The 23,708-nt window shown below is 36.5% G+C and carries 23 protein-coding genes; 15 read left to right on the top strand and 8 right to left on the bottom strand.

Features of this window, described 5'->3' with window-relative positions:
• Window positions 1-226 precede the first annotated feature (226 nt).
• From ABD005_RS01850 to ABD005_RS01840, 3 genes are read left to right on the top strand one after another with little or no spacing between them, the layout of a single operon-like run.
• The gene (locus tag ABD005_RS01850; protein ID WP_343814322.1) at window positions 227-1,171 is read left to right on the top strand and encodes a DUF4007 family protein; all 945 of its coding nucleotides are present in this window, start codon (window positions 227-229) and stop codon (window positions 1,169-1,171) included.
• On the top strand, window positions 1,171-4,401 hold the full coding sequence (locus ABD005_RS01845) for a hypothetical protein (RefSeq protein ID WP_343814319.1): 3,231 nt from the start codon (window positions 1,171-1,173) through the stop codon (window positions 4,399-4,401). Before ABD005_RS01850 ends, ABD005_RS01845 begins: the two co-directional genes overlap by 1 nt.
• The gene (locus ABD005_RS01840; protein ID WP_343814316.1) at window positions 4,402-5,481 is read left to right on the top strand and encodes a phosphoadenosine phosphosulfate reductase domain-containing protein; all 1,080 of its coding nucleotides are present in this window, start codon (window positions 4,402-4,404) and stop codon (window positions 5,479-5,481) included.
• A gap of 47 nt (window positions 5,482-5,528) precedes the next feature.
• On the opposite strand, the gene ABD005_RS01835 is transcribed toward ABD005_RS01840, so the two are convergent.
• Window positions 5,529-6,644: a cysteine desulfurase family protein gene (locus tag ABD005_RS01835; protein WP_343814313.1), complete on the bottom strand. Its 1,116-nt coding sequence runs from the start codon at window positions 6,642-6,644 to the stop codon at window positions 5,529-5,531.
• A gap of 300 nt (window positions 6,645-6,944) precedes the next feature.
• Here ABD005_RS01835 and ABD005_RS01830 point away from each other — a divergent pair, with 300 nt between their 5' ends.
• On the top strand, window positions 6,945-7,565 hold the full coding sequence (locus ABD005_RS01830) for a DUF6988 family protein (RefSeq protein ID WP_343814310.1): 621 nt from the start codon (window positions 6,945-6,947) through the stop codon (window positions 7,563-7,565).
• A 512-nt stretch (window positions 7,566-8,077) separates the two neighbouring features.
• Window positions 8,078-9,433: a magnesium transporter gene (locus tag ABD005_RS01825; RefSeq protein ID WP_215980256.1), complete on the top strand. Its 1,356-nt coding sequence runs from the start codon at window positions 8,078-8,080 to the stop codon at window positions 9,431-9,433.
• 42 nt (window positions 9,434-9,475) lie between these two features.
• Here the strand turns inward: ABD005_RS01825 and ABD005_RS01820 are convergent, their stop codons facing one another.
• On the bottom strand, window positions 9,476-9,886 hold the full coding sequence (locus tag ABD005_RS01820; RefSeq protein WP_343814304.1) for a VOC family protein: 411 nt from the start codon (window positions 9,884-9,886) through the stop codon (window positions 9,476-9,478).
• Between the two features lie 193 nt (window positions 9,887-10,079).
• On the opposite strand from ABD005_RS01820, the gene zapB reads away from it, so the two are divergent.
• From zapB to minE, 5 genes are all read left to right on the top strand, one after another.
• Window positions 10,080-10,310: a cell division protein ZapB gene (gene zapB, locus ABD005_RS01815; protein WP_343814301.1), complete on the top strand. Its 231-nt coding sequence runs from the start codon at window positions 10,080-10,082 to the stop codon at window positions 10,308-10,310.
• Window positions 10,310-10,594, top strand: a complete 285-nt coding sequence (locus ABD005_RS01810) for a cell division protein ZapA (RefSeq protein ID WP_343814299.1) — start codon at window positions 10,310-10,312, stop codon at window positions 10,592-10,594. Before zapB ends, ABD005_RS01810 begins: the two co-directional genes overlap by 1 nt.
• Window positions 10,595-10,877: 283 nt before the next feature.
• Window positions 10,878-11,630 carry a septum site-determining protein MinC gene (gene minC, locus ABD005_RS01805; RefSeq protein ID WP_343814296.1) on the top strand — a complete coding sequence of 251 codons (753 nt, stop codon included), beginning with the start codon at window positions 10,878-10,880 and terminating at the stop codon, window positions 11,628-11,630.
• 34 nt (window positions 11,631-11,664) lie between these two features.
• The gene (gene minD, locus ABD005_RS01800; protein ID WP_343814293.1) at window positions 11,665-12,474 is read left to right on the top strand and encodes a septum site-determining protein MinD; all 810 of its coding nucleotides are present in this window, start codon (window positions 11,665-11,667) and stop codon (window positions 12,472-12,474) included.
• A 1-nt stretch (window position 12,475) separates the two neighbouring features.
• Window positions 12,476-12,745, top strand: coding sequence for a cell division topological specificity factor MinE (minE, locus tag ABD005_RS01795; RefSeq protein ID WP_215980262.1), 270 nt, complete (start codon window positions 12,476-12,478; stop codon window positions 12,743-12,745).
• A gap of 123 nt (window positions 12,746-12,868) precedes the next feature.
• On the opposite strand, the gene ABD005_RS01790 is transcribed toward minE, so the two are convergent.
• The 4 genes from ABD005_RS01790 to aroQ form a co-directional block, all read right to left on the bottom strand.
• Window positions 12,869-13,045, bottom strand: coding sequence for an oxidoreductase-like domain-containing protein (locus tag ABD005_RS01790; RefSeq protein ID WP_343814290.1), 177 nt, complete (start codon window positions 13,043-13,045; stop codon window positions 12,869-12,871).
• 140 nt (window positions 13,046-13,185) lie between these two features.
• The gene (gene accC, locus ABD005_RS01785) at window positions 13,186-14,532 is read right to left on the bottom strand and encodes an acetyl-CoA carboxylase biotin carboxylase subunit (RefSeq protein WP_215980264.1); all 1,347 of its coding nucleotides are present in this window, start codon (window positions 14,530-14,532) and stop codon (window positions 13,186-13,188) included.
• Between the two features lie 23 nt (window positions 14,533-14,555).
• A complete protein-coding gene (gene accB, locus ABD005_RS01780) occupies window positions 14,556-15,002 on the bottom strand; it encodes an acetyl-CoA carboxylase biotin carboxyl carrier protein (protein WP_215980265.1) in 447 nt (148 codons plus the stop codon).
• An 82-nt stretch (window positions 15,003-15,084) separates the two neighbouring features.
• Complete coding sequence (gene aroQ, locus ABD005_RS01775; protein ID WP_343814285.1) at window positions 15,085-15,537, bottom strand: type II 3-dehydroquinate dehydratase; 453 nt, start codon at window positions 15,535-15,537, stop codon at window positions 15,085-15,087.
• A gap of 322 nt (window positions 15,538-15,859) precedes the next feature.
• On the opposite strand from aroQ, the gene ABD005_RS01770 reads away from it, so the two are divergent.
• From ABD005_RS01770 to ABD005_RS01760, 3 genes are read left to right on the top strand one after another with little or no spacing between them, the layout of a single operon-like run.
• Window positions 15,860-16,348, top strand: coding sequence for a type 2 periplasmic-binding domain-containing protein (locus tag ABD005_RS01770; RefSeq protein ID WP_343814282.1), 489 nt, complete (start codon window positions 15,860-15,862; stop codon window positions 16,346-16,348).
• Between the two features lie 13 nt (window positions 16,349-16,361).
• Window positions 16,362-17,573: a hypothetical protein gene (locus ABD005_RS01765; protein WP_343814279.1), complete on the top strand. Its 1,212-nt coding sequence runs from the start codon at window positions 16,362-16,364 to the stop codon at window positions 17,571-17,573.
• 37 nt (window positions 17,574-17,610) lie between these two features.
• A complete protein-coding gene (locus ABD005_RS01760) occupies window positions 17,611-20,094 on the top strand; it encodes a putative bifunctional diguanylate cyclase/phosphodiesterase (RefSeq protein ID WP_215980269.1) in 2,484 nt (827 codons plus the stop codon).
• A gap of 124 nt (window positions 20,095-20,218) precedes the next feature.
• Here the strand turns inward: ABD005_RS01760 and ABD005_RS01755 are convergent, their stop codons facing one another.
• Window positions 20,219-22,105 carry a protein-disulfide reductase DsbD gene (locus tag ABD005_RS01755; RefSeq protein WP_343814274.1) on the bottom strand — a complete coding sequence of 629 codons (1,887 nt, stop codon included), beginning with the start codon at window positions 22,103-22,105 and terminating at the stop codon, window positions 20,219-20,221.
• Window positions 22,106-22,110: 5 nt separating this feature from the next.
• Window positions 22,111-22,422, bottom strand: a complete 312-nt coding sequence (gene cutA / locus ABD005_RS01750) for a divalent-cation tolerance protein CutA (protein WP_343814270.1) — start codon at window positions 22,420-22,422, stop codon at window positions 22,111-22,113.
• A 141-nt stretch (window positions 22,423-22,563) separates the two neighbouring features.
• On the opposite strand from cutA, the gene ABD005_RS01745 reads away from it, so the two are divergent.
• Complete coding sequence (locus tag ABD005_RS01745; RefSeq protein ID WP_343814267.1) at window positions 22,564-23,109, top strand: FxsA family protein; 546 nt, start codon at window positions 22,564-22,566, stop codon at window positions 23,107-23,109.
• A gap of 154 nt (window positions 23,110-23,263) precedes the next feature.
• Window positions 23,264-23,554: a co-chaperone GroES gene (locus tag ABD005_RS01740; RefSeq protein ID WP_215980273.1), complete on the top strand. Its 291-nt coding sequence runs from the start codon at window positions 23,264-23,266 to the stop codon at window positions 23,552-23,554.
• Window positions 23,555-23,708: the final 154 nt, after the last annotated feature.

Here is a 23,708-nt window from a genome sequence, read left to right as displayed (position 1 = left end):
GCAGTTATTATAATATTCTCTTTTACCTCAGTTTATTGATTTATATTAATCAATTCAACTTAAAAACACTTTAAATCATGTGTTTATTAATGGTTCACAACACCCATTTAACCTTCCTCTCTGTGCACTGTTTAAATATACAGATAAAGGTAAACTTTTACTTTAACCTTGAAGAATAAACATATATTATTGCATCTGGACAATTTCTCCAGAGGTAGCAACAGGAATGAAAGCTAAATTTACCGGTCACGACACTTTTCCCCTTAGATATGGCTGGCTCTTTAAAGCTGTTAACCATTTGAATTCCGGTGGTAAATTACAAACAAGCAAGGAAGAAGAAACTCAACAAGCGATAATTAAACTTGGTGTGGGTAAAAATATGGTCAATGCTATTAGATATTGGGCAGAGTCTGCTGAGTTACTATCTAGTAAAAGATCTCAATCAAATATTGATTATTTCACTTCAGAAAACGGCGATTACTTATTTAACACAGATACAGGAAAAGATCCGTATTTAGAACAAATAGGCTCTGTGTGGCTTGTTCATTTTTGGCTAAATTTTAATTTTCAGCACCTTAGTGCTTATCGCTACTTTTTTAATTATTCTCATGTGCAGCATTTCGAAAAATCAAAACTGCTTTCAGATTGTTCGAGTGATGCTAAAAAGTTGGTTACTAACGATATAGGTAATGAAAGTACTCTTAAAAAAGATATTGACTGCTTTTTAAATACTTATAGTAAAAAGTTTAAAAGTGATGCTGTTAAGAAAAAGCTAACAATAGATGAAGAGCACTTTACTTCACCTTTAACTGAGCTTAATTTAGTTACAGACAATGGTGGTGGCTTTTATGTAAGCGATTTAGCTGAGCGCCCTGAACTTCCTATTGAGGTTTTTATTTATGGCTTAATTAAGTTTGCTCAAGTCGAAACTAAAGATTCAAACATAAATAGCGTTGATTTTGACTCTTTATTAACAAAGCCTTGCTCACCTGGGCGAATATTTAGGCTTTCAGAAAGCGGATTAGGGCAAAAGTTGGATGAAGCACAAGAGTATTCTAAAGGTGGAGTATCTTGGATTGACTCACTGGGATTACGTCAAGTAAAAATAAATGATGAGTATTTGAGCAATCCTTTAGCTGTGCTTAACAAATTCTATGGAGCTACATCATAATGGCTAACTCATTAATTAGTATAAATCAGCGCTACAAAAGTTCAACTAGGATTGATAGTCAACTCGATGATTTCAAACCATTTTTAAATGATTTTATATTGCATGGTACAGCGGTAAATGTATTAGATACAATTAGCCGTGATTTTTCAGGTAGTGAACAAAGAGCTTACACACTAACGGGTCCGTACGGTTCAGGTAAGTCTACAGTTGCTTTGTTTTTAGCTAGTTTGCTTTCTACAAATAAAGCAGAACGAACATATGCAGCAAATAAACTTGAGAAAGCGGAAGGCGTTCTTGATGATTTTTCTCATCGTTTTAGTGTAAAAAAGGGTTGGCAAGTAATTAAGCATGTTTGCGGTCTTGAAGCACCAGCTAACTCTATTTTGAAAAGTATATATAGAGCTTTTGAAATTGATTTTAGTGTGGAAGAGGTTAATGGTTTTGATGATGATAAATGCTTAGTTGAGATTAAACGTACGTTAGGATCTACTTCAAGAAAAGTTGATGGCACGCTTATTTTTCTTGATGAGATGGGTAAAGCACTTGATTACCAATCAAGGAATAATAAAGATTTACATTTTTTCCAATCACTTGCGGATATTGCGCAACAAGCTGAAAGCTCGGTTGTTCTTGTAGGCTTCTTACATCAGTCATTTTCAGATTACGCAAAAAATAAAGATGCTAAAGCTCAGAAAGAATGGGCAAAAGTTCAAGGTCGTTATAGAGATTTAAGCTTTAATCCTTCAATTGAGGAGTCACTTGTATTAGTAGGTGATTCGATTGCAAAAACACCTGAAATTATAGAAGCTTTAGAAAAAAAGCATAAGAATCTAGTCAGTCATGTATTAGCGCACTTTGAACATAAAAACATCAATGAAAAAGCATTAATAAAAACACTTCCACTTGATCCAATTGTAAGCTTGTTACTTGGTCCTATTTCTCGAAGACGTTTTTCGCAAAATGAACGAAGCTTATTCGGCTTTCTAGCCTCACATGAAAAATTGGGATTTAGGGAGTTTTTATCGACTAATTTCGATTCTGGAACTGAATCGACAGTTCTATACCGTCCTGAATTACTGTGGGACTACCTCCATTACAATTTACATCACCTCATTGTTACTTCGCATGACAGTAAAGCTTGGTTAGAAGGGTGTGATGCTATTTATCGAGCAGAGCAAAAAGGTACGGAGCTACACGTATCAATAACAAAAGTAATTGCGCTTTTGACTATATTTGGTTTTCAACATCATTTACATGCGAAAAAAGAATTTATAATTTCTTACTTTTCCGCTCAGGGTGTAAGTAAAGCAAAAACTTCCCAAGCCATTAAAGATTTAGAATCTTGGACGATCATTATTTATCGTCAAAATCACAATGCTTTGTTTGTATTTCAGGGCAGCGATATTGATATTCATAACATGGTGTTAGAACGTATTGAGTCAGTTAGCCAAGGAGTTGATTGGACAAAGGTTTGTGATATTCCGCAAAATATTTTAGCAACGGCACATTATCATAGAACTGGTTCCATGCGTTGGGCAAATACAAAACTCATAAATAAAATTGAGCCTGGTTTTATTAATTCGTTAAAGAAAGAACCTCTAAAAGGCGCTTCTTTTCTTAGCTTCCTTCTCCCTGCTTCTATAGAGGTGGCAAAGGAATTAGCCGATGCTATGCCAAGCCTGCCTTTTGCAGCTATTGGTAATGCAAATTCATTGCAAAGATTAAAAGAAGCTGCAATTGAATTAATTGCGTTAAATCAAATAGCAAAAGAAGAAGATAAGATTGAGCATGACCTAATTGCAACGAAAGAGCTTGATAGTCGAATTTCATTGGCGTTTCAAGAAGTTGAAAAGGAGTTGTCATCTGTTTTTCAACACTCTACCTGGCAGCATCAAGGTGAAAAAGTAGCTGGACGATCTCTTTCTCAAGTAGCTTCTGTTATCGCTGATAATGTGTTTAGCGCAGCACCTAAAGTGATTAATGAACTGGTTAATAGATCTAAGCCATCAGGTAGTGCAAATGCAGCTATTAAAAAACTACTTATTCGGATGGTTGATTATGCTGATGAGAGAGATTTAGGCTTTGAATCAGATGGTTTCCCTCCTGAAAAAGGTTTGTACCTTTCATGCATAGTTAAGAAAGGACTACATAAATTTGACTCTGAAAGTGAGCAAGCTGATTTTTACATGCCAAAAGAAGATAATGCTGATATGGCATTATTATTTAGCAATGCACTTAGTTACTTAAAAGAAAATAAGAATAATATTATTTACTTATCTGAGATTTATTCATTATGGAGTAAAGAACCTTTTGGTTTAGCAAAAGGCATACTGCCTATCTGGTGTTTAGCATTTTTAATGGCTAATACTGAGCACTTAGCTTTTTACGATAAAGACGTTAATAATAACGATATATTTATTTCTCAACCTGATGAGGAATTTGCAATAAAACTAATAAAAGAACCGCAAGGCGTTGGTATTAAGTTTATTGCAATGGATGGTATAAAATTAAACCATCTTGCTTCTCTAGCAAGTGCAATAAACAGTGGCTCAGTAAAACCCACGACACTGAAGTTAGCTCAAGAATATGTTCAATTCGTTAGTGAGTTGACTCCTTGGACGAAAAAGACAAATAACCTTTCAAAACTTACTCGCGGTTTTAGAGATCTTACTTTGTTAGCATCAGACCCTACACAGTACTTAATGGACGATATTCCTAAGCTATTCAATAAACACAAAGTTAATATTGAAACAGATAAAATTTCTGAAGTAATTAATGAATTGCGCTCTGCACATCTGGACATGGTTAATGCTTATAGGGCACGCATAACATCATTCTTTAAGTTGGATCCGAAGTTACTTACTCAATGTAAAAATGTTGCTAAATATACATCTGACTATAAACTTGAAACATTCGCTTCACGCTTAGCGGAATTTGCAAGTAACGAAAAGTGGGTTTCAAGTATTATATCCCTTTTATCGGGTGTCGCTGAACGAAACTGGAATGATATGGCGCTTGAAAAGGCTAACTCTGAATTAGTTCAGATGATAGACAAGTTTAAAACAGCTTCTCACTATGCTGTATTAGGCGACTTATCTCCTAATAAAGTAGATAGAGAATTTAAACAAGAAATGAATTCAGTAAAAGCGACTCTTAAAAAAATAGACTCGGCCAAGCAACGAGCTATTCTATTAAGAGTTCTTGAATCACTAGAAACAGAGGAAGTTTAAGTGAGTTCTACAAAAAAGACATTACATGTACTCGGCCTTTCTGGCGGTAAAGATAGCGCAGCACTTGCTATGTATATGAGAAAAAATTACCCCGACCTAGATATGCATTACTACTTTACTGATACTGGTAAAGAGTTACCAGAGGTTATAGATTTTGTTAATAGGTTGGAAGGTTACGTTGGAACTATTATTGACCCTTATGAGGAAGTTTATACATCTAACAGGGAAAAGAAAAATTTTGATTTCCATTTAAAAAAACACAAGAATTACCTTCCGTCCCCCCAAGCAAGATGGTGCACTATTCAGATGAAATTAGTGCCTTACGAGTTGTGGGTGAATAAGAAAATGAAAGACGAAGGATATGAAGAAGTTGTTTCGTATGTTGGAATAAGAGCTGATGAACCTGAACGAACAGGTTTCATGACTAACTCTATCTCTGAAAACTATATGAAAATTAAAATGCCTTTTAGGGAAGATGGTATTGACCGTAATGGTGTTTTTGACATTCTCAGAAAAGCAGACCTATTTTCCGACCACCCAGATGTAATTTCGTACCGTGAACTTAAAGAACTCAGTGAAAGTGAAATAACTGCGCACTTTAGTGCGTTAGTGGAAAAGAAGCATAGGGACCCTAAATATAAAGGGAATGTTGATGCTAAGACTTTACAAAAAATAGTTGAAGCAATGGATGATGGTAAACCTGGTTATTACGGTTGGCGATCTAGAAGCGGTTGTACATTTTGTTTTTATCAACAGAAGATTGAATGGTTAAGATTAAAAGAAATATATCCAGAAGCTTTTGAAGAAGCTAAAAAATATGAAAAAGCTGCTGAAGATGAACGAGAAGATGGTACTTTTTATTGGTTAGGCAAAGACACACCCCTTTCAACTTTAGAGTCTGATGCAAGAAAAGAACAAATAGAAATGAACCATAAAAAGAAGTTTGAACGTTTTTTAAAGAAGAAAAATAAGAGACGTAACGCACTTCAAATAGCTGTTAAGGAAATTGATACTGATTATATGGATGATATATATGATGAAGCTGAAGGCGGGGGAGCTTGCGTAACCTGCTATAAGTAGCTAAGAATTTCCCATTACAAAAACAGAAAAATAGATCTACGATGAGATTAAGAAAAAACTTTAATCTCATCGGCTAGCTTGTCCATAGAAGCATAATCAATATTTAGTGGGAAGCTTATTCTAAAAGTTTTATCTGCTATTTCTCTTGTTAATCCGATGGCACTAAGCACATGTGATGGTTCTATTTCTTTTGATGAGCAAGCCGAGCCTTGGGCTAAACATAGCAGGGTTTCATTTTTTCTAACTAATGTATCAGTATCTGTTTCAGGTAGCGTTATCGATAAACAATTTGCTAATGTATCGGCACCATTGACATTAAATATTACGTTTTCGGCTTTAAGCTTACTTAAAAAATACTGTTTAACATTTTTAGATTTAAAGCTGTAATAATACTTTCCAAAATATTTAATTGCTGCACCAAAGCCTAAAATTAGTGGTGCTGCAACAGTACCTCCTCGTAAGCCATCCTCTTGCCCTGCTCCGTGTATCACTGGCATTAAATGTTTTTTACGTAAATCACGAATATAGATTGCACCTATACCTTTCGGTCCGCCAATTTTGTGAGCAGAAAATGACATCGCATCTACATTAATATCATCTACATCAATATCTACTTTTCCAAAACTTTGAGCTGCATCACTATGAAATAATATCCCAGCATCAAAACAGACTTGTCCTATTTCATCAATTGGATTAATAGTTCCTAATTCATTATTTACATGCATTACTGAAACAAACGCTGTATCTGGCCTGATTGCATTTGTGACTGCATCAGTCTCAATTATCCCACCTTTATTTGGTTTTACATAAGTAACTTCATAACCAATGGATTTAAAATAATCACATATGGCAAATGTACATTTATGTTCAACCTGAGTAGTTACTATATGCTTTTTATCTTCTGATACTTCTTTACCTAAAAGCAGACTTTTAAAAGCAATATTATTCGATTCTGTTGCGCCACTGGTAAAAATAATTTCACTTGGGTATGCTCCTATTTGATCAGCTAGTTGTTCTCGGACTTTATTAATTTCATCAGAAACTTGCCCTCCTAATAAATGACTCGATGCAGAGTTAGCATAATAATGTTCAAAAGCCTCATTTAGGGATTGTTTGACTTCAGGCAGGATAGGATATGACGCGGCAGTATCTAAATAAATCATTCGTTTGTGATTAAGTTAAACTATTTTACACATCAGGATAACATGGTTTAACTTAAGAAGATCAAAATAGGAAAAGACTGAATATTAATATTATATTGAGAAACAGCCAAAAATTGTATTATGTTACGATGTATTATGGATTTACTCTTGAAGGATTAAAGTGAATATCGCCATTAACCGTATGCTTGAAGCAATACAGAGTTTAGATTTATTGTGTATGTTAATTTAATCATTTTAATTGTTGCTTATGTAGGTAGGCATTATTCTTACTAAAGAACGGGATGTTGAACAGTGTTGTCAATGGATAAGCTTTTAGAAAAGTCAGAATCACTAAATAGTGAATTTAGCCGGATATTTGATTATGGACCAGCGGATGAAAGTAAACGCGTAATTGCAAGCTGGATAATGTGCTTAGTTGGGCTTGAGCATAGTGTTAGCCTTCGACAACTTGCACTGAACGGTAACTACACCTCTGCAATTTGTATTATGCGCTCACAGTTTGAAGCGGTAACTCGTGCAACTTGGTTATTTTATAGTGCGAGTGAAGCCAAAATTGAAAACACCATGAAAACGTTAAGTGAACTCTCACAAAATGCTGATCAAAAACCGAGTAATAACGACATGATTACTCAGATGAAAAATAAAGCACCTGAGCAAGCTGTGTTGATGCTAACTGAATTTAGAGACACACAGTGGAAGGCACTTAATTCATACGTTCATGCTGGCGTACATGCACTTCAACGTCATGGCCATGGTTATCCTGAAAAGTTAATTATCGATATCATAAAATCATCAAATGGCTTATTAAGTATGACAGCTATGATGGCGGCAATCCTTACTGGGAATACGATGATTATTAAAGATGTTTCGAAAATTCAGCTTAGGCATAAGGATTGTTTGCCCGTATTATTATCTGATTAATACTTAATAAAATTGCATAATGTTGTAATGTATTCTGAGCAAATAAGTTTTTGTATTAAGAGAACAGACTAAATTACTCTAAAAAACAAATGTCTATAACAGTCATTTTGAAACTCTTTAAATATGCGAGTTTTTCAAAATTTTATATGCGCAAAAGTTTAGCGTATATGTATAATTATTAAAATATAAGGTGCATTGATATTAACCTGCGTATTAACATCATGATAAATAACAAAATAAAAAGAAGGTATCAAATAATAAAAGTAGTTAACTAGCTACATACAGTTGTTTTTTGTAAATATTTTTTACCACATAAGAGTTCAAGTCGGGGAGGGGCCACCATTTATTTTTCTTAGCATACCTCCCTAGATACTAGCTTCACTTATCATACACTCAAAATACTCTTTTAATTTTCTGCTTTATTTTTAGAAAAATATCGACATTTTCGGGTTTTTTTAACAAGACAGCGTTATGATGTAAGAAAATAAACTCGTTAAAGAGAATGTACTTACGTGGCTATTGAAACGAATAGTGATCAACTATCAATCTATATTAATCAAATTCTTGCCGCTGCTGATGAGCATGAAATATCCGCCATTATTAGCGAGGCTGGACAAACATTTGTTTCTGAGCAGTTTGCGTTAGTTGTTGAAGCTATTCCTGCCGAAACACGTTTACTGGTTTGGCATACTTTTAGTGAAGAAACCAAGCTTGAAGTTTTTATTGATTTAGGCTCAGATACTCGTAAGTGGTTGATTAAGGCATTAGACGATGTTGATTGTTTCCAACTGCTTGAGCAACTTGATGCCGATGATTTATTAGAAATAGCAGAAGAAATACCTGATCGCTTTTTAACTTACGCGATAAAGCACCTAGACACTAAACAACGCGCGCTATTTGATCAAGCACAGCAATATGACGTTGAGCAAATAGGTCACTGGTTAAATTACGATTACGTAAGAATTTCAAATACACTGAAAGTTGTTTCTGCGAAAAAGTTAATCAATAAAGGGTTACAACCTTTTACGGATGAATTTTATATTGTTGATAAAGCCAATGATTTAGTTAGCGTGTTAAATGTTAACAAATTAATGTCGAGTTCAGATGAAAGCACTTTAAAAGAGATTGTTGAAGAAAGTTTTATCACGTTAAATGGTAACGACAATATATATGAAGCAGCTGAAGCGGTCATTATTTCAGGAAAAATGTCGCTGCCAGTGGTGGACGATAATAATAAATTTATTGGTCGGGTTGATATCGAATCTGCTTACCAGCTTAGACAAGAACAAATTCAAGAGCAAATGAACCTCGCTGGTGGTTTAAGTGAAGATGAGGCACTTTTTTCTAGTGTAATGGAGAGCTCAAAAAACCGTGGGGTATGGCTTGGTATTAACTTGGCAACCGCATTTTTAGCATCATGGTTTATTGGTTTATTTGAAGCTACCCTACAAGAAATGGTCGCGCTAGCGGTATTAATGCCTGTGGTCGCATCTATGGGGGGCATTGCGGGTAGTCAAACATTAACGGTTATTGTTAGAGGTTTGGCTCTTGGGCAAATTACCTCAGCTAACCAAAAAGCATTACTGAGAAAAGAGCTAAAAGTTGGCTTAGTTAATGGCATTATTTGGTCGTCAGTAATCGGTATTATTACCTTTTTATGGTTTGACAATGTGATGTTAAGTTTAACGATTTTACTCGCTATTTTATTAAATTTAATTGCGGCCGCTTGCTCGGGAGTACTAATACCATCAATATTGAATAAAATGAATATTGACCCTGCTTTGTCAGGCTCTGTGGTATTAACCACGGTTACCGATATTGTTGGTTTTGTAGTGTTTTTAGGGCTAGGTAGTTTAGTGCTTTTATAGGTTACTTAGCTTTTTATTGACTAGTGTTAACCCTAACTCAAGTTAAGCGGGTATTTCACATTTTAGCTCAACGGTATTACCTTCGGGATCGTTAATGTAAATTGAATTCCCATAGCCTTGAGCGCCATAACGTAATGAAAAGTCATCAACAGCAATTTGGTGGCTTTTTAAATATGCAATTAAGTCAGCTTCTGTAATTGCTGCTATTTGTAAGCAAAAATGGTCGACATTGTTATTGGTTTTAGTAGGGGCTCCGCCGCCCAATGCACCAAGCTCGCTTGCAACGGTTACAATATCAATTAATGCGTTTCCTGCTCTGAGTTGAGTTAAGCCAACTTTAGCATCGGTTTGTCGTTCAACAGGGCAACCTAAGGTTGTTGAATAAAAAAATAACATCGCCTCTAATTTTGTTGTTCTAAGCACGATATGATCAATACCAGTAATAGTTATCATGATGTTACCTTTCTTTAATGATTAGTGTGTTTTTTATGCGTTAAACGTTACTTTTTAAGCGTATTCTAATTTTGTGATCAACTTACGAAATTTGTTACATAAATAAGCAGAATTATACCGTTAAAGAGTAGTATTTTAGCTCACTTTAGATTAGATTTGCCGACCTTACTATACCCATTTATAAGAGCGCCTTATGTTAGAAAATACTCTCCCACAACTCGAACAGCTTATCGAAGCAATGATTGAAAAAAATGTTAGTTTGAAAGCCGAAATTAGCAACCTGCAACAGCAAAATTCTAGCCTAGCAGATGAGAATGAAATGTTACAACTTGAACTGCTTGAAGGTGAAGAAAAGCAAAAGCAAGCTCGTAGTGCGGTTGAAAATTTATTAGGTAAGTTACAAAGCGTACAAGAGCCTAGTTAATGTCTGCTGGTAACTCTAATACGATCAGCGTTGAAATTATGGGCAGGCAACATCAGTTTGCTTGTTCAGCTGAACAAGAAGAGGGCTTAAAGCAAGCCGCCAGTAATCTCGACTTTATGTTTAAAGATATTAAGCATAAAACTAACGCTGCTACGAATAATGAGCGGGCACTGTTAGTTGCGGCATTAAATTTAAGTTATCAATTGCTAAGTGCTAAAAACGATATTGCTACTTATCAAGAGCAACATAACCGTTTAATTGATGTATTAAAAAAAGCGTTATAAATTTAATGTTTATTAGAGGCTTGGCCTGTTATCAGTAAAACTTTCGGGTAACAGGTAGCCTTCATTTTTTCTCTTCGAATATTTAACTCATTACTCTCAGCGCTTTCGTGTGTTTTTTACAGTTGTTCGTCAGGGCGTTATCAAGTAACGTACTTAAGTTGATTGATTTATCGGCAGTTGTGCGTGAATTATGTTCATGAGCATTGTCACTGTAAGCGACACACTATAAGATTAATTGTTAGGTATTTTTACCTCCATTTTTATATTCAGGATACTGCACTTTATGGCTGATGCCGTTTTAGAATTTAAAGGTACAAGCTTTACATTGTCTGTTATTCATCTTAGTACAGCCCAAATAGACGATATTCGCGATACTTTAGCTGATAAGGTGGCGCAAGCCCCTGACTTTTTTAACTTAGTACCTGTTTTAGTTAATATTGAACAACTTGATACTACGATAGATTACTCAGCCATTAAAGCGCTGGTTGAAGAGTTTAATTTTACCTTTGTCGGTTTTACTGGCGTTATTAGTAACGAGCAGCGTAAGCTTATTCGTGATTTAGGTTTTTCGTTTGTAAATGCAGCGAAAGCAGTTGTTGCAAAACAAGTAACGGCTAACACACCAGAGCCTGAAGAGCGTAGTGCGTTAGCATCTGAACCTTTAGCTGAGCAAGTTGCGGCAAAGCAAATGCCTGTTGAGTCTACGTTATTTAGTGATAAGGTACACCGCGGACAAATTCGCTCAGGTCAGCAAGTTTATGCCAAAGGTCAAAACCTTGTGGTTATTGGCTCGGTTTCTGCGGGTGCTGAGGTAATTGCTGATGGTAATATTCATATTTATGGTGCTTTGCGAGGCCGTGCTATTGCAGGAGCCCAAGGGCACCAGCATGCACAAATTTATTGCCAAAGTCTTGAAGCCGAATTAGTGTCAATTAATGGTAATTATTGGCTGAGCGATTCAATGCAAGATCATTGGGCGACACCTGTTTATATTCATTTGACCGACACTGAATTGATGTCGTCAAAGCTAGTTTAATTTTAGTTATTTTTATGAGAAGGATATTCGGTCTATGGCACGAATAATTGTAGTAACGTCAGGAAAAGGTGGTGTTGGTAAAACAACATCGAGTGCTGCTATTGGTATCGGTTTGGCGCTTAAAGGCCATAAAGTGGTATTAATTGATTTCGATATTGGCTTACGTAACCTTGATTTGATTATGGGCTGTGAACGCCGTGTTGTTTATGATTTTGTTAATGTTATTAATGGTGAAGCAACGCTAAATCAAGCACTAATTAAAGATAAGCGCGTAAGTACTTTGTCAATTTTACCTGCTTCTCAAACGCGCGATAAAGATGCGTTAAATAAAGAAAATGTTGGCAAGGTTTTAGACGAGCTTGCTAAAGAGTTTGACTATATTTTGTGTGACTCGCCTGCGGGTATTGAGGCTGGTGCTATGATGGCACTTTATTATGCCGATGAAGCGATTATTACCACTAACCCTGAGGTATCTTCAGTGCGTGACTCTGATCGCATTATAGGAATGTTATCAAGTCGTTCACGTCGTGCTGAATTAGGCCTAGACCCAATAAAAGAGCACTTATTACTCACTCGTTATTCACCTAAGCGTGTTGCCGAAGGTGAGATGCTGAGTGTTGAAGATGTTGAAGAGATTCTTGCCGTGCCTTTATTAGGGGTTATTCCTGAATCTCAAGCAGTATTAAAAGCATCTAACTCAGGCGAACCGGTAATTTTAGATATTGAAAGTGATGCCGGTCAAGCCTACCAAGATGCAGTTGATCGTTTATTAGGTGAAACGGTTGACTTTAGGTTTTTAGTTGCCGAGAAAAAAGGCATTTTCAGTCGTATATTTGGAGGTTAGCATGGCACTACTCGACTATTTTTTACGTAAAAAAGAAAAGCAAGTTGCCACAGCGTCTAAAGCAAAAGAGCGTTTGCAAATAATCGTTGCTCATGAGCGTAATAAAAGAAATAAAGAGCCTGATTATTTGCCACAATTAACTGAAGATATTTTACAGGTATTACGTAAATATATTCAGGTGTCAGATAAAAGCTTATCAGTGAACTTAGATAAGAAAGATGGCGATTTAAACGTATTAGAACTCAATATCGAGTTACATGATGAAAAATAATTATTAATGTGTATAAAACTCCCATAAAAAAAACCGCAAATTTGCGGTTTTTTTTATGGGAGTTTTACTTTTACGGGAGTTGTAATAATAGCTTAGCAATATATTAAAAGAATTAATAAGCGCTTAACTATTGTTAAGTTTGTTGTCTTGTTCAGCTAATTGCTCTTTAATTTTAGCTTGTTCAATACGCCACGTTTGTAATTGAGCATAGTAACGATCCCACACACAAGGGTTGCATGCGCCGCCGCCGCAACAGTCATCGTCAGCAGGTGGTGTTGGTTTTTCAATAAGTTCGGACATTAGGCACTCTTAGTATCATGCCATTTGTATAATAAAACAATTATGTATACACAATGGTATTGTCAGGTGATTACCTGTGTATATTAACAAAAAAGCCCTGCAATTGCAGGGCTTTCAATTTAGCGATTAACCAATAACGATTAATCTAACTCAGCTAACTTATGCTCTAAGTAATGAATGTTGGCACCGCCATTAACAAAACCTTGATCATTTAAAATATCTTGATGCAAAGTGATATTAGTTTTTATGCCATCAATGACTAACTCAGATAGTGCGTTACGCATACGTGCAATAGCAACGTCACGATTATCGCCCCAAGTGATTAGTTTACCAATCATAGAGTCGTAATGCGGTGGTACAGAGTAATCAGCATAAATATGAGAATCCCAACGTACACCTAAACCACCTGGTGGGTGGAAGCGAGTGATTTTACCCGGTGAAGGAATAAAAGTACGCGGGTCTTCAGCGTTAATACGACACTCAATTGAATGGCCTGAGATTTTAATATCTTCTTGAGTACAAGATAACGGTAAACCTGCGGCAACACGAAGCTGTTCTTTGATTAAGTCAACGCCGGTGATCATTTCTGTTACTGGGTGCTCAACTTGAATACGCGTGTTCATTTCAATGAAGTAGAACTCGCCATTTTCGTATAAAAACTCAAACGTACCAGCGCCACGGTAATTAATCTCAACACAGGCATTACAACAGCGTTCACCAATTTTGGCACGCATTTCAGGGGTAATGCCTGGTGCTGGTGCTTCTTCTACAACTTTTTGATGACGACGCTGCATTGAACAATCACGCTCACCTAAGTGAATCGCATTACCTTTACCGTCAGCAACAATTTGAATTTCAACATGACGAGGGTTTTCAAGGAATTTTTCCATGTAAACCATATCATTTTTGAAGATGGTGCCGGCTTCTCTTTTGGTCAATGATATTGAGCTAATTAACTCAGCTTCGTTGCGCACAACGCGCATACCACGACCACCGCCGCCACCCGCTGCTTTTACAATAACAGGGTAGCCAATGCGTTTAGCGTGAGCTTTATTGAGCTCTTCATCATCAGTCAATGGACCGTCAGAGCCTGGTACACAAGGTACACCTGCTGCTTTCATTGCCTTTATTGCGGCAACTTTATCGCCCATAATGCGAATACTTTCCGCTTTAGGACCAATAAAAGCAAAGCCAGATTTTTCAACTTGTTCAGCAAAATCAGCATTTTCAGCTAAAAAGCCATAGCCAGGATGAATAGCAACAGCATTGGTTACTTCAGCAGCAGTAATAATTGCTGGAATATTCAAATAGCTATCAGGTGCTGGTGCTTTACCAATACAAATAGTTTCATCAGCTAATAAAACATGCTTTAGGTTTTTGTCAGCAACTGAATGAACAGCTACCGTTTTAATACCAAGCTCTTTACAAGCGCGTAATATTCTTAAGGCAATTTCGCCACGGTTGGCGATAACAACTTTATCTAACATGGAATAACCCTTTTTGGTTGGGCTTATTCAATGATGAATAGCGGTTGGTCAAATTCAATAGCATCTTCGTTTTGCGCTAGAATTTCTTTAATAACGCCAGACTTATCAGCTTCAATTTGGTTCATCATTTTCATTGCTTCAACAATACACAATGTATCGCCAGCATTTACATGGTTACCTACTTCAGCAAATGCAGGAGCATCTGGTGAAGCTGATGCGTAGAAAGTACCAACCATAGGTGAACGTACAATATGACCTGTTAATACAGGCGCTTCTGGTGCAGCAGCAGGGGCAGGAGCGCTGGCTACAGGAGCTGGAGCAGCTGGTGCTGCGTGCATTACTGGTGCAGCTTGAACCATAGTGCCACCACGGCTGATACGTACTGATTCTTCGCCTTCTGAGATTTCTAACTCGTTAATACCTGATTCTTCAACAAGTTCGATAAGTTTTTTGATTTTACGAATATCCATTGTAATACCTTAGTTCTGGTTGTTTATTAATTGATAGTAAGCGAAGTATTACTCGCTGACTGTTATTGTTTGTTATTTCAAATTAGTCTTGTTTTTCTAACCACAGTGCAGCCGACTCTAGAGCATAGCTATAACCTCTAGCACCCAACCCACAGATAACTCCTTGGGCCTTATCAGAAAGGTAAGAGTGATGTCTAAAGGCTTCACGTGCATGTACGTTTGATAAATGCACTTCAATGAAAGGGATGGCAACTGAAAGTAGTGCATCTCTAATTGCTACACTGCTATGTGTAAAAGCAGCAGGGTTAATAATAATAAAATCTACTTTTTGATAGGCATCATGTATCGCGTCAATTAGAATATGTTCAGCGTTAGATTGTAAATGTGACAGTTCAATGTGCTTTTTTGCCGCAGCTTGACTTAACTCTGTCATTATTTCTATTAAACTTTTATGTCCATAGATCTCAGGCTCTCGCTTACCAAGCATGTTTAGGTTTGGGCCATTCAACACTAAAACTGTAAACTTTGCATTCATCTTCTGAAAAATATCCATAAATTGACGGTATAGTTCATAGTTACATAAAATCACTTAACTGTGAACCACAAATACGATGCAAGATCGAATTATTTTGTTATTGGCGAATATTATAGTGTTTTCGCAGAATATAGCAGCAAAATACTGGTCTAATCTCTTTAGTGGACACTTAATTGGAATTTATTTTTTTATTGGCTACACTTACTTTTGAGTGTTTATTATATTAGTATATTGATTTTTAAGAAATTTATTTGAATTATTGGATTTTCTTGTTGTTTACAAGGACAGTATTATTAAAACATACTCTTTAATAACCTTATTAATGTTCAGCATTTTTGGGGCTATACCGGCAAAAGCCGTAGAAGTTATCACTCATAAGTCGATAACTCAGCAAAGTCTGACAACATCACAATTGCGGCGTATTTTTACGATGCGCCAAACCTATTGGTCGAATAATAATGCGATCACCATTTTTGTCTTGCCAAGCCAACATCAATTACATCGTTCGTTTAGTAAAGAGCGCTTAGCCATTTATCCATATCAACTTGAACGTATATGGAACAAACTTACTTACTCTGGCTTAGGGGTTGCTCCGACAGTTGTTGACACCCCTGAGGCTTTGATTCAAGCGGTTTTAAATACCCCCGGTGCTATAGGGTATGCGAGCAAAGATGATTTAATTTTATTTGCGAGCGCGCATTCACTTGATACAAAGGAAAATGCATTACAGGGCGATACCACAGAAAAGGCTAAGCCTACTGATGGTTATAACAACCAAGGAGTGGTGCATGTTATCAATATTATCGACTAGTTTAAGAGATATTATGTCTAAATTTTTAATCAAGGTTGTTGTTACATGTAGTTTGTTGTTGTCGACACCGTTGATTGCCGAAGAAAGTTATTTTAATGCGCAAAAGTTTCAAGTACACGGCTTTGTTGCTCAGGGTATTATTGATGTTAATGGTAGTGATTTTGTTAATGATGACGGGGAGCTGTCGGCAGAATTAACTGAAGTTGGAATAAATGCAACATATCAGCTAAATAGTAAATTACGTCTTGCAGGACAATTAGTGTATTTAGATGGCGGTAATCGATACGCAAAAGGCGCGCGAATTGATTACGCTTTACTTGATTGGTCTATTTATAATAATGATTTTTGGCAAGCTAATATGTATCTTGGGCGCTTTAAAAATAATCACTGGCTTTATTCTAGCTCTCGTGATGTTCCCTTTGCTCGTCCTAGTATTATTTTACCGCAATCGGTTTATTTTGACGGCTTTCGAGATATTGCCGTTGGTAGCGATGGCGCAGCGATAAAAGTAAGTCATAGTAATGATACATATGGTAATTTTGATATTAATTTAAGTTACGGTACTTCTCCTATTTCAGATGAGCAGGCGACTAATTTATTAAGCAAATTAGCGAAAGGAAAAGCTAAACAGGAGCATGATGCTCAGGCAAGTTTTTATTGGCAACCCGCTTTTTCACCTTGGCGCTTTGGCGTATCGTTGCTCGATGCTGATTTTTCTTATGTGCAAGGTACACCAAGCTTTGATAACCCTTTTGTTGATAGTGACTTTACCTTTCAATTTTATACGGCTAATGCGCTGTATGAAGGTGAAGTATGGGAGTTCAGTAGTGAAATATATCAACAACGCTTTATTATTGATGGCTTTTATCAAAATGGTTTTCATGATGACAATGTTGGACAAGGTTTTTATGTACAAACACGCTACAAGTGGAACTCTGATTTAACCTTTCTAGCGCGTTTTGAAGATTTTTATCTTGATAAAACAGATAAAAATGGCAAGAAGTTAGAAGAAAATAGCGGTGGTTTAGTACCTTATTATTTCGGTTTTAATAAAGATATAACGCTTGGTTTATCTTATGACTTTACCAGTAATATTAGATTACGTATGGAGTATCATTGGGTGAAAGGCGCTGGACGATTAACACCGGTCGTTGTACCTAACCCTCGAATTAATGATTCTGAAGATTGGCAGGTGTGGGCCGCACAAATAATGTATTGGTTTTAATCCGCATGATTAAAACACACGTAGAGTATTAATTTACATGGGTAATAAAAAAATTACAGAAAAGCGGTTTGTAGGGGTTTCAAGCAAGCTTCTGACGCTTATTATTACCACCTTACTGTTATTAGCAGTAGGGTTTTCTAGCTTATCATTTTGGCGACTGCAGGAAGACTATGCCCGATTTCAACAAGACACTATCGAGCAAGGGCAAGTACAAGTTGAGCTACACAATAGTATATTAAGAGCAAAATTAACGGTTTGGCTCGAGTCATTTACCGATCTTATTCAACTCTCTGAGCACGACGACTTTTCTCAACTATCAAATCAATTAAGGCGCCAGTATGATGCCTTGCAGCTGCATTTTAATATTGAAAACATTTGGTTAGCTGATGCCGATCAGCGGCTACTTTATTCGACCGATATTCTTCCCTTTGAGGTAAAAGAAAATATAGAGCAAGTTTTGCGTTTGCAAGAGCCTAGTCACCAAATATATTGTCCTAATAATTGCCAATTATTACTTAGCTTACCTTTATTAAATAACAAAGGAGACACGGTTGTTGTTACCTTAGGTGCCTCTTTGGTTGATATGCTATTTGCCATTAAAACATCACTTAACCGCGACGTAGCCGTTATTAGTTTTAATACAAAAAATAACAATGTGGATTTAGCCAATAGTAAAATTATTTCTTCTTCTAATATGGAGCTTGTTGATAGTTTATTTCATAGTAACTTTACACAACCTAAGTTAGATAAAATGCTCGAACAAGGCTTGAAAATAGACCTGTTAGAATCAAGCTATTTGATCAATGTTTTACCTTTGTCAGAGCAAAAAGAGCAAGGTTTTTATCTTGCTTTAATTGATGATGTTAGCGCCTATAGGCAGCAGAATGAAGCATATCAGCAGCGTTTTATTATTTCATTGGCTGTCATGTTTATGGTGTTAGCTGGTTTTGTTTACTTTATTGCTAGCCCGTTCACGAAACGTTTACTTTTACTCTCTAATGTTCTGCCTTTACTCGCTCAAAAGCACTTTGACCAATTTAGACAAGCCAAATTTAAACGGCCACGCGTTTTTTCTGATGAACTTGATATTTTGTCAGACTCTGCGGTTGAGCTGAGTTTTGAATTAGAACAGCTTAACCTTGAGGTTGAACAAAAAACTAAAGAACTTGAAAACATTGCTATGTTCGATTTACTTACGGGTTTACCTAATCGAAATATGCTGAACTATCAGCTACGCAAGTCACTAGCGAGCATCACCCGTTTTCAAGGAGGGGTTGCGGTATTATTTTTAGACTTAGATGACTTCAAAAAGGTAAATGACAGTAATGGGCACAGCTCGGGCGATAAACTGTTAATGCAAGCTGCTCAACGTATTCGTTTAAGCGTTGGTAGTATTGATCTCGCTTCTCGATTTGGTGGTGATGAGTTTGTCTTAGTGTTAAGTAATTTAGCTAATATTGATGAGGCGATTGATGTCGCAGAAAAAGTATTGCTACAGTTTAAAGAGCCTATTCAGCTTGGTAGTAGCTTTTTTTATATATCAACCAGTATAGGTATTGCTTACACAGAGTCTCCGCAAGAAAAAGCTGATGATTTAATTAGCCATGCAGATATTGCTATGTATGAAGCCAAAGAAAACGGTGGTGGCCAATACCATGTTTATCATCAAGAGATGTTCCAGCGGGTTGCACACCGTGTAATGCTTGAGGGAGAAGTCAGGCAAGCACTTGCTAAACAACAATTTAGTTTAAGCTTACAGCCTCAAATTTGTGCGAAAAACAAAAAACTTTATGGTTTTGAAGCGCTATTACGCTGGCAACATCCTGAAAGAGGCATGATTTCTCCTGAAGACTTCATCCCTATTTTAGAGAACTCTCAACATATGATTGAGCTAGGTTATTGGATTATTCGTCGTTGCTTTGAAATTGCGATTGATCTGAAAGCACAAGGGTTAAACGATGTTCGTATCGCGATAAACTTATCTGCAGGGCAGTTTATCGATGTTAACTTATCAACATTTTTACGTGACCTTCTCACTGAATTTTCATTACCTGCCGAGTGTTTTGAATTAGAGTTAACTGAGCAAACCTTAGTGAAAGATATGGAGCATACCATTGCGATAATGCAAGAGTTAAAAGAGATGGGCTTCACTTTTGCTATTGACGATTTTGGTACGGGGTATTCATCTTTAGCTTACTTGAAAAAAATGCCGGTTGATGTCATTAAAATCGATAAAAGCTTCATTTTTGGTATGCTGGAAAATCATTCAGACTACCAAATTATTACTTCAACTATTGCTATGGTTAAAAATTTAGGCTTAACCGTCGTGGCTGAAGGCGTTGAAACTAAGGCACAGCTGTTAAGTTTAACAGAAAATGATTGTGACATTATTCAAGGCTATTACTATTCAAAACCTATTCCTGAGAAGGAACTTGCAGCTTTTATTGATAAACAAATATTGTTTGGTTATTGGAAAATAAAAGTAGAGCACGAGCGTTTAGAAAAACGCTTATTAAACTAGCCTGATTAGCTAAAGAGCCATTAGGCAAACAGCTAATTCAGGTAAATTAATAAGCGCTTCATCATCAGTCTTTAACTACGTACTATCGAACCTAATAGCACGCAGAATTACTCACTTTATTTACTTAAAAGAATGACTCTATATGAGCGGTAAACGCTTTAGCGTCCATAAATCCGGTGGTACGCTGACTAGTTAACTCATTACCTTGTAAATCAAAGAATAAAATAGAAGGTAGCCCTAATATTTTATAATGCTTAACGAGCTGGGCATTATCAGGTGAGTCAAAGTCTGTCATATCAACTTGTAACCATAAGGTATTACTTAGTGCCTTTTGTACCTCTGCATCTGAAAAGGTATATTTTTCAAACTCTTTACAAGCAATACACCAATCAGCATACAAGTCTAACATCACAGTTTTTCCTTGCTGATTAGCTGACATTATTGCCGACTCAAGCTGCTCTTGGTTTTTTACTACCGTAAACTCAGGATGTAATGCCGCCTGTTGAGTACTATTGTGTGTATTTGGCATTACCAGTTGATAAGCTAAGTTAGCACCAAAGAACATCATTAAAAAGATAACTAAAGCGCGTACGCCGTACCAAAATCCTTTTTCATTTTGCGTTTGGGCATGGTTTTGATTAGTGACATAAAAATAAGTTGCGGCAGCTAAAATGAGTAATGCCCATAATGCTTGACTCGCGACTTCTGGAATAAAACGCTCTAATAAAAACACCGGTACAGCAAGTAATAACAAGCCAAAGATATTCTTAATAATATTCATCCAAGCACCGGCCTTAGGTAGTAACTTACCACCCGAGCTACCTAAAATTAATAAAGGTAAGCCCATACCTAAACTTAAGGCATATAACGCAGAAGCGCCTAATACCACATCACCTGTTTGTGAAATATAAAGTAATGCGCCGGTTAACGGTGCAGTAGTACAAGGTGAAGCGACTAACCCTGAAATCACCCCCATCATTAATACACCCGTAATAGAGCCACCTTTTTGCTTATTGCTAAGGTTGTTTAGCTTATTTTGCCAGCTTGCTGGTAGTGCAAGATTGAACACTCCAAACATAGAAAGCGCTAAAAAGATAAATAAAACACTTAAACCAATAAGTACCGCAGGGTGTTGAAATACCGCTTGAAATTTAGCACCAGCAAGGGCCACTACTACGCCAAGTAAGGTATAAGTTACCGCCATGCCCTGTACATAAAAGAAAGATAGCGTGAACGCTTTTTTAGTCGTAAGTTTTTTACCTTGGCCAACAATAATCCCGGTTAAAATAGGGTACATAGGGAAAACACATGGCGTAAACGATAAGAGTAAACCACCCACAAAAAAGGCAATGAGTGTTAGCAATAAGCTATCTTGTTTTAGCATATCAGCTAATTGGTGTTGCTCGCTTTTAGTTGAGCTTGGTGTGTTATTGGCGCTATTTGAGTTATCACTAGTGTTATTAGTTTCATTGTCTGTTGCACCAATAGCTGATAACACAGCAGAAGAGCTACTTAATTCATTAGTAGTCTTAGTAACTTGGTCTAACATCACCACTTTACTGGTAGGAGGATAACATAAGCCTTTTTCAGCGCAGCCTTGGTAAGATATTTTTATACTACCGCTGGCCATTGCCTCTGTAATATTTACGTCAAACTCAAGCTTATTGGTAAATATTTGCTGTACGCCAAAAAACTCATCTTCATGGCTTTCACCTGTAGGTAATTCTACCGTGGCTAATGTTGCATCGGTTGCTTTAAATTTAAATTGATGACGGTAGAGGTAGTAACCTTCACTAATATCAAAGCTAACTTTTAGTTGCTTACCTTGTTGATAAAAGTTAAAGATAAAGGCTTCATCGACACGTAAAAACTCGTCATCGTTACTGAGCTTTTTATTATCAAATAAGCTAGTGCCTGAAACATCAAAAATGGACTTTTGTGCAACAGCGCTCTGCGGTATTGAGCATACTAAAATAAGCATGCTAAGAAAAATAGCGGTTAAATTTTTCATTGATACTACTTTAAAGAATTAGAGATCCAGTTCAAATAATTTTCATCACCTTGCTGGATATTCAAAGCGATAATTTCTACAACCTCGTATGGATGTAGAGTGTTTATATGTTGCTTAATTTTTTCAAATTTATCGTTACTTGTTTTTATTAATAATTGTACTTCAGTGTCGCAATGTATTTCATCTTGCCAACTATAAATAGAAGTGATGTTAGGTACAATATTAACGCAAGCTGCAAGTTTTTCACTAACCAAATGCTGAGCAATACCTTTAGCTACTTGCTCATTAGGGCAGGTAGTTAATACTAATTGATACATTTTGATATCCTTGTTAATGATATGTTGGCAATAGTATACCTTGATAATAGATAAAACCTTAAGGTGAATACTATTAAGCGCACTTGCCTTGAAAAAGACCTGCTTAACCCCATATATCTTACAAATAAAAGAGGATTATTTATGTTTCGGGTATTATTTTTACTATTTATCATCATTCCCATTATTGAAATTGCAGTACTTATGCAGGTTGGTGCACTGTTAGGTTTATGGCCAACGATTGCTATTGTTATTGCCAGCGCATGGTTAGGTGCTAAGTATGTACGTCAACAAGGTTTAGCAACCATGCAATCAGTGCAAACCAAAATGGCGCAAGGCGAAATGCCTTCAAATGAAATTGTAACTGGGCTTTTATTATTAGTTGCGGGCGTTTTGTTAGTTACCCCTGGTTTTGTCACTGATATTTTTGGTTTATCGTTATTAATACCTGCTGTGCGCAATTCATTGGTAGGAGCGGTGCAAAAAAATCTCGTTAGTGCACAAGTTGGTTCTAGTCCATTCTCAGGAAGTGCACACTTTTACAGTAGCCACTCAACACACACTAGCCAAGGTAATGTTTATGAACATGAGGTTCAAACAAGTGAGACATACAACACAAATGAGCCAGTAAAACCAATATCACATCATCAAGGTGAAACCCTTGAAGGAAGTTTTGAGAGAAAAGAGTAAAAAAATAGCTAAAAAGCTTGTGAAGTTTTTTTTAATCCCCACTTAGTTCTCATAAGTAAATTACTTAACAATACCAAACCATTCACGAAATAAATGCACAAACAAAGCATTTATTTCGTAAGTTATATTTTGAACACCCTTAGGAGATAAATACATGAGCATTCGCCCATTACACGATCGCGTAATCGTAAAACGTAAAGAAGTTGAATCAAAGTCTGCAGGCGGCATTGTACTAACTGGCAGTGCAGCTGAAAAATCTACCCGTGGTGAAATTATTGCAGTAGGCAACGGTCGCCTTTTAGACAACGGTGAAGTACGTGCATTAGACGTAAAAGTAGGTGACCAAGTGATCTTCTCAGAAGGTTACGGTGTGAAAACTGAAAAAATTGACGGTGAAGAAGTATTGATTCTTTCTGAGTCAGACATTTTAGCTATTGTTGAATAGTTGCATAAATTTTAAGGTCGCTTTTTACCCCAAAGCGACCTAAGAAGTGCTTACTGACTCGTGTCAGCTCTGTGCTTCTGCTTTGCTTTTAAGCGATATAGCATAGTTAAATGCTGTTAAGTTTATCAGTTAAAGATTCATTACTTTAGAAATA

This window comes from Colwellia asteriadis (genome assembly GCF_039523295.1).
Lineage (GTDB): Bacteria > Pseudomonadota > Gammaproteobacteria > Enterobacterales > Alteromonadaceae > Colwellia > Colwellia asteriadis.
The sequence above is the reverse complement of the archived record's forward strand: the minus strand, read 5'-3'. Positions and strand labels throughout refer to the sequence as shown.

Coding starts and splice junctions, on each gene's coding strand:
- ABD005_RS01790 (WP_343814290.1), bottom strand. CDS start 13,045: ATGTCCGAACTTATTGAAAAACCAACACCACCTGCTGACGATGACTGT.
- ABD005_RS01845 (WP_343814319.1), top strand. CDS start 1,171: ATGGCTAACTCATTAATTAGTATAAATCAGCGCTACAAAAGTTCAACT.
- ABD005_RS01810 (WP_343814299.1), top strand. CDS start 10,310: ATGTCTGCTGGTAACTCTAATACGATCAGCGTTGAAATTATGGGCAGG.
- ABD005_RS01835 (WP_343814313.1), bottom strand. CDS start 6,644: ATGATTTATTTAGATACTGCCGCGTCATATCCTATCCTGCCTGAAGTC.
- minD (WP_343814293.1), top strand. CDS start 11,665: ATGGCACGAATAATTGTAGTAACGTCAGGAAAAGGTGGTGTTGGTAAA.
- zapB (WP_343814301.1), top strand. CDS start 10,080: ATGTTAGAAAATACTCTCCCACAACTCGAACAGCTTATCGAAGCAATG.
- ABD005_RS01755 (WP_343814274.1), bottom strand. CDS start 22,105: ATGAAAAATTTAACCGCTATTTTTCTTAGCATGCTTATTTTAGTATGC.
- ABD005_RS01830 (WP_343814310.1), top strand. CDS start 6,945: ATGGATAAGCTTTTAGAAAAGTCAGAATCACTAAATAGTGAATTTAGC.
- accB (WP_215980265.1), bottom strand. CDS start 15,002: ATGGATATTCGTAAAATCAAAAAACTTATCGAACTTGTTGAAGAATCA.
- accC (WP_215980264.1), bottom strand. CDS start 14,532: ATGTTAGATAAAGTTGTTATCGCCAACCGTGGCGAAATTGCCTTAAGA.
- cutA (WP_343814270.1), bottom strand. CDS start 22,422: ATGTATCAATTAGTATTAACTACCTGCCCTAATGAGCAAGTAGCTAAA.
- ABD005_RS01820 (WP_343814304.1), bottom strand. CDS start 9,886: ATGATAACTATTACTGGTATTGATCATATCGTGCTTAGAACAACAAAA.
- ABD005_RS01770 (WP_343814282.1), top strand. CDS start 15,860: ATGTTCAGCATTTTTGGGGCTATACCGGCAAAAGCCGTAGAAGTTATC.
- ABD005_RS01850 (WP_343814322.1), top strand. CDS start 227: ATGAAAGCTAAATTTACCGGTCACGACACTTTTCCCCTTAGATATGGC.
- ABD005_RS01760 (WP_215980269.1), top strand. CDS start 17,611: ATGGGTAATAAAAAAATTACAGAAAAGCGGTTTGTAGGGGTTTCAAGC.
- aroQ (WP_343814285.1), bottom strand. CDS start 15,537: ATGAATGCAAAGTTTACAGTTTTAGTGTTGAATGGCCCAAACCTAAAC.
- minE (WP_215980262.1), top strand. CDS start 12,476: ATGGCACTACTCGACTATTTTTTACGTAAAAAAGAAAAGCAAGTTGCC.
- ABD005_RS01765 (WP_343814279.1), top strand. CDS start 16,362: ATGTCTAAATTTTTAATCAAGGTTGTTGTTACATGTAGTTTGTTGTTG.
- minC (WP_343814296.1), top strand. CDS start 10,878: ATGGCTGATGCCGTTTTAGAATTTAAAGGTACAAGCTTTACATTGTCT.
- ABD005_RS01745 (WP_343814267.1), top strand. CDS start 22,564: ATGTTTCGGGTATTATTTTTACTATTTATCATCATTCCCATTATTGAA.
- ABD005_RS01740 (WP_215980273.1), top strand. CDS start 23,264: ATGAGCATTCGCCCATTACACGATCGCGTAATCGTAAAACGTAAAGAA.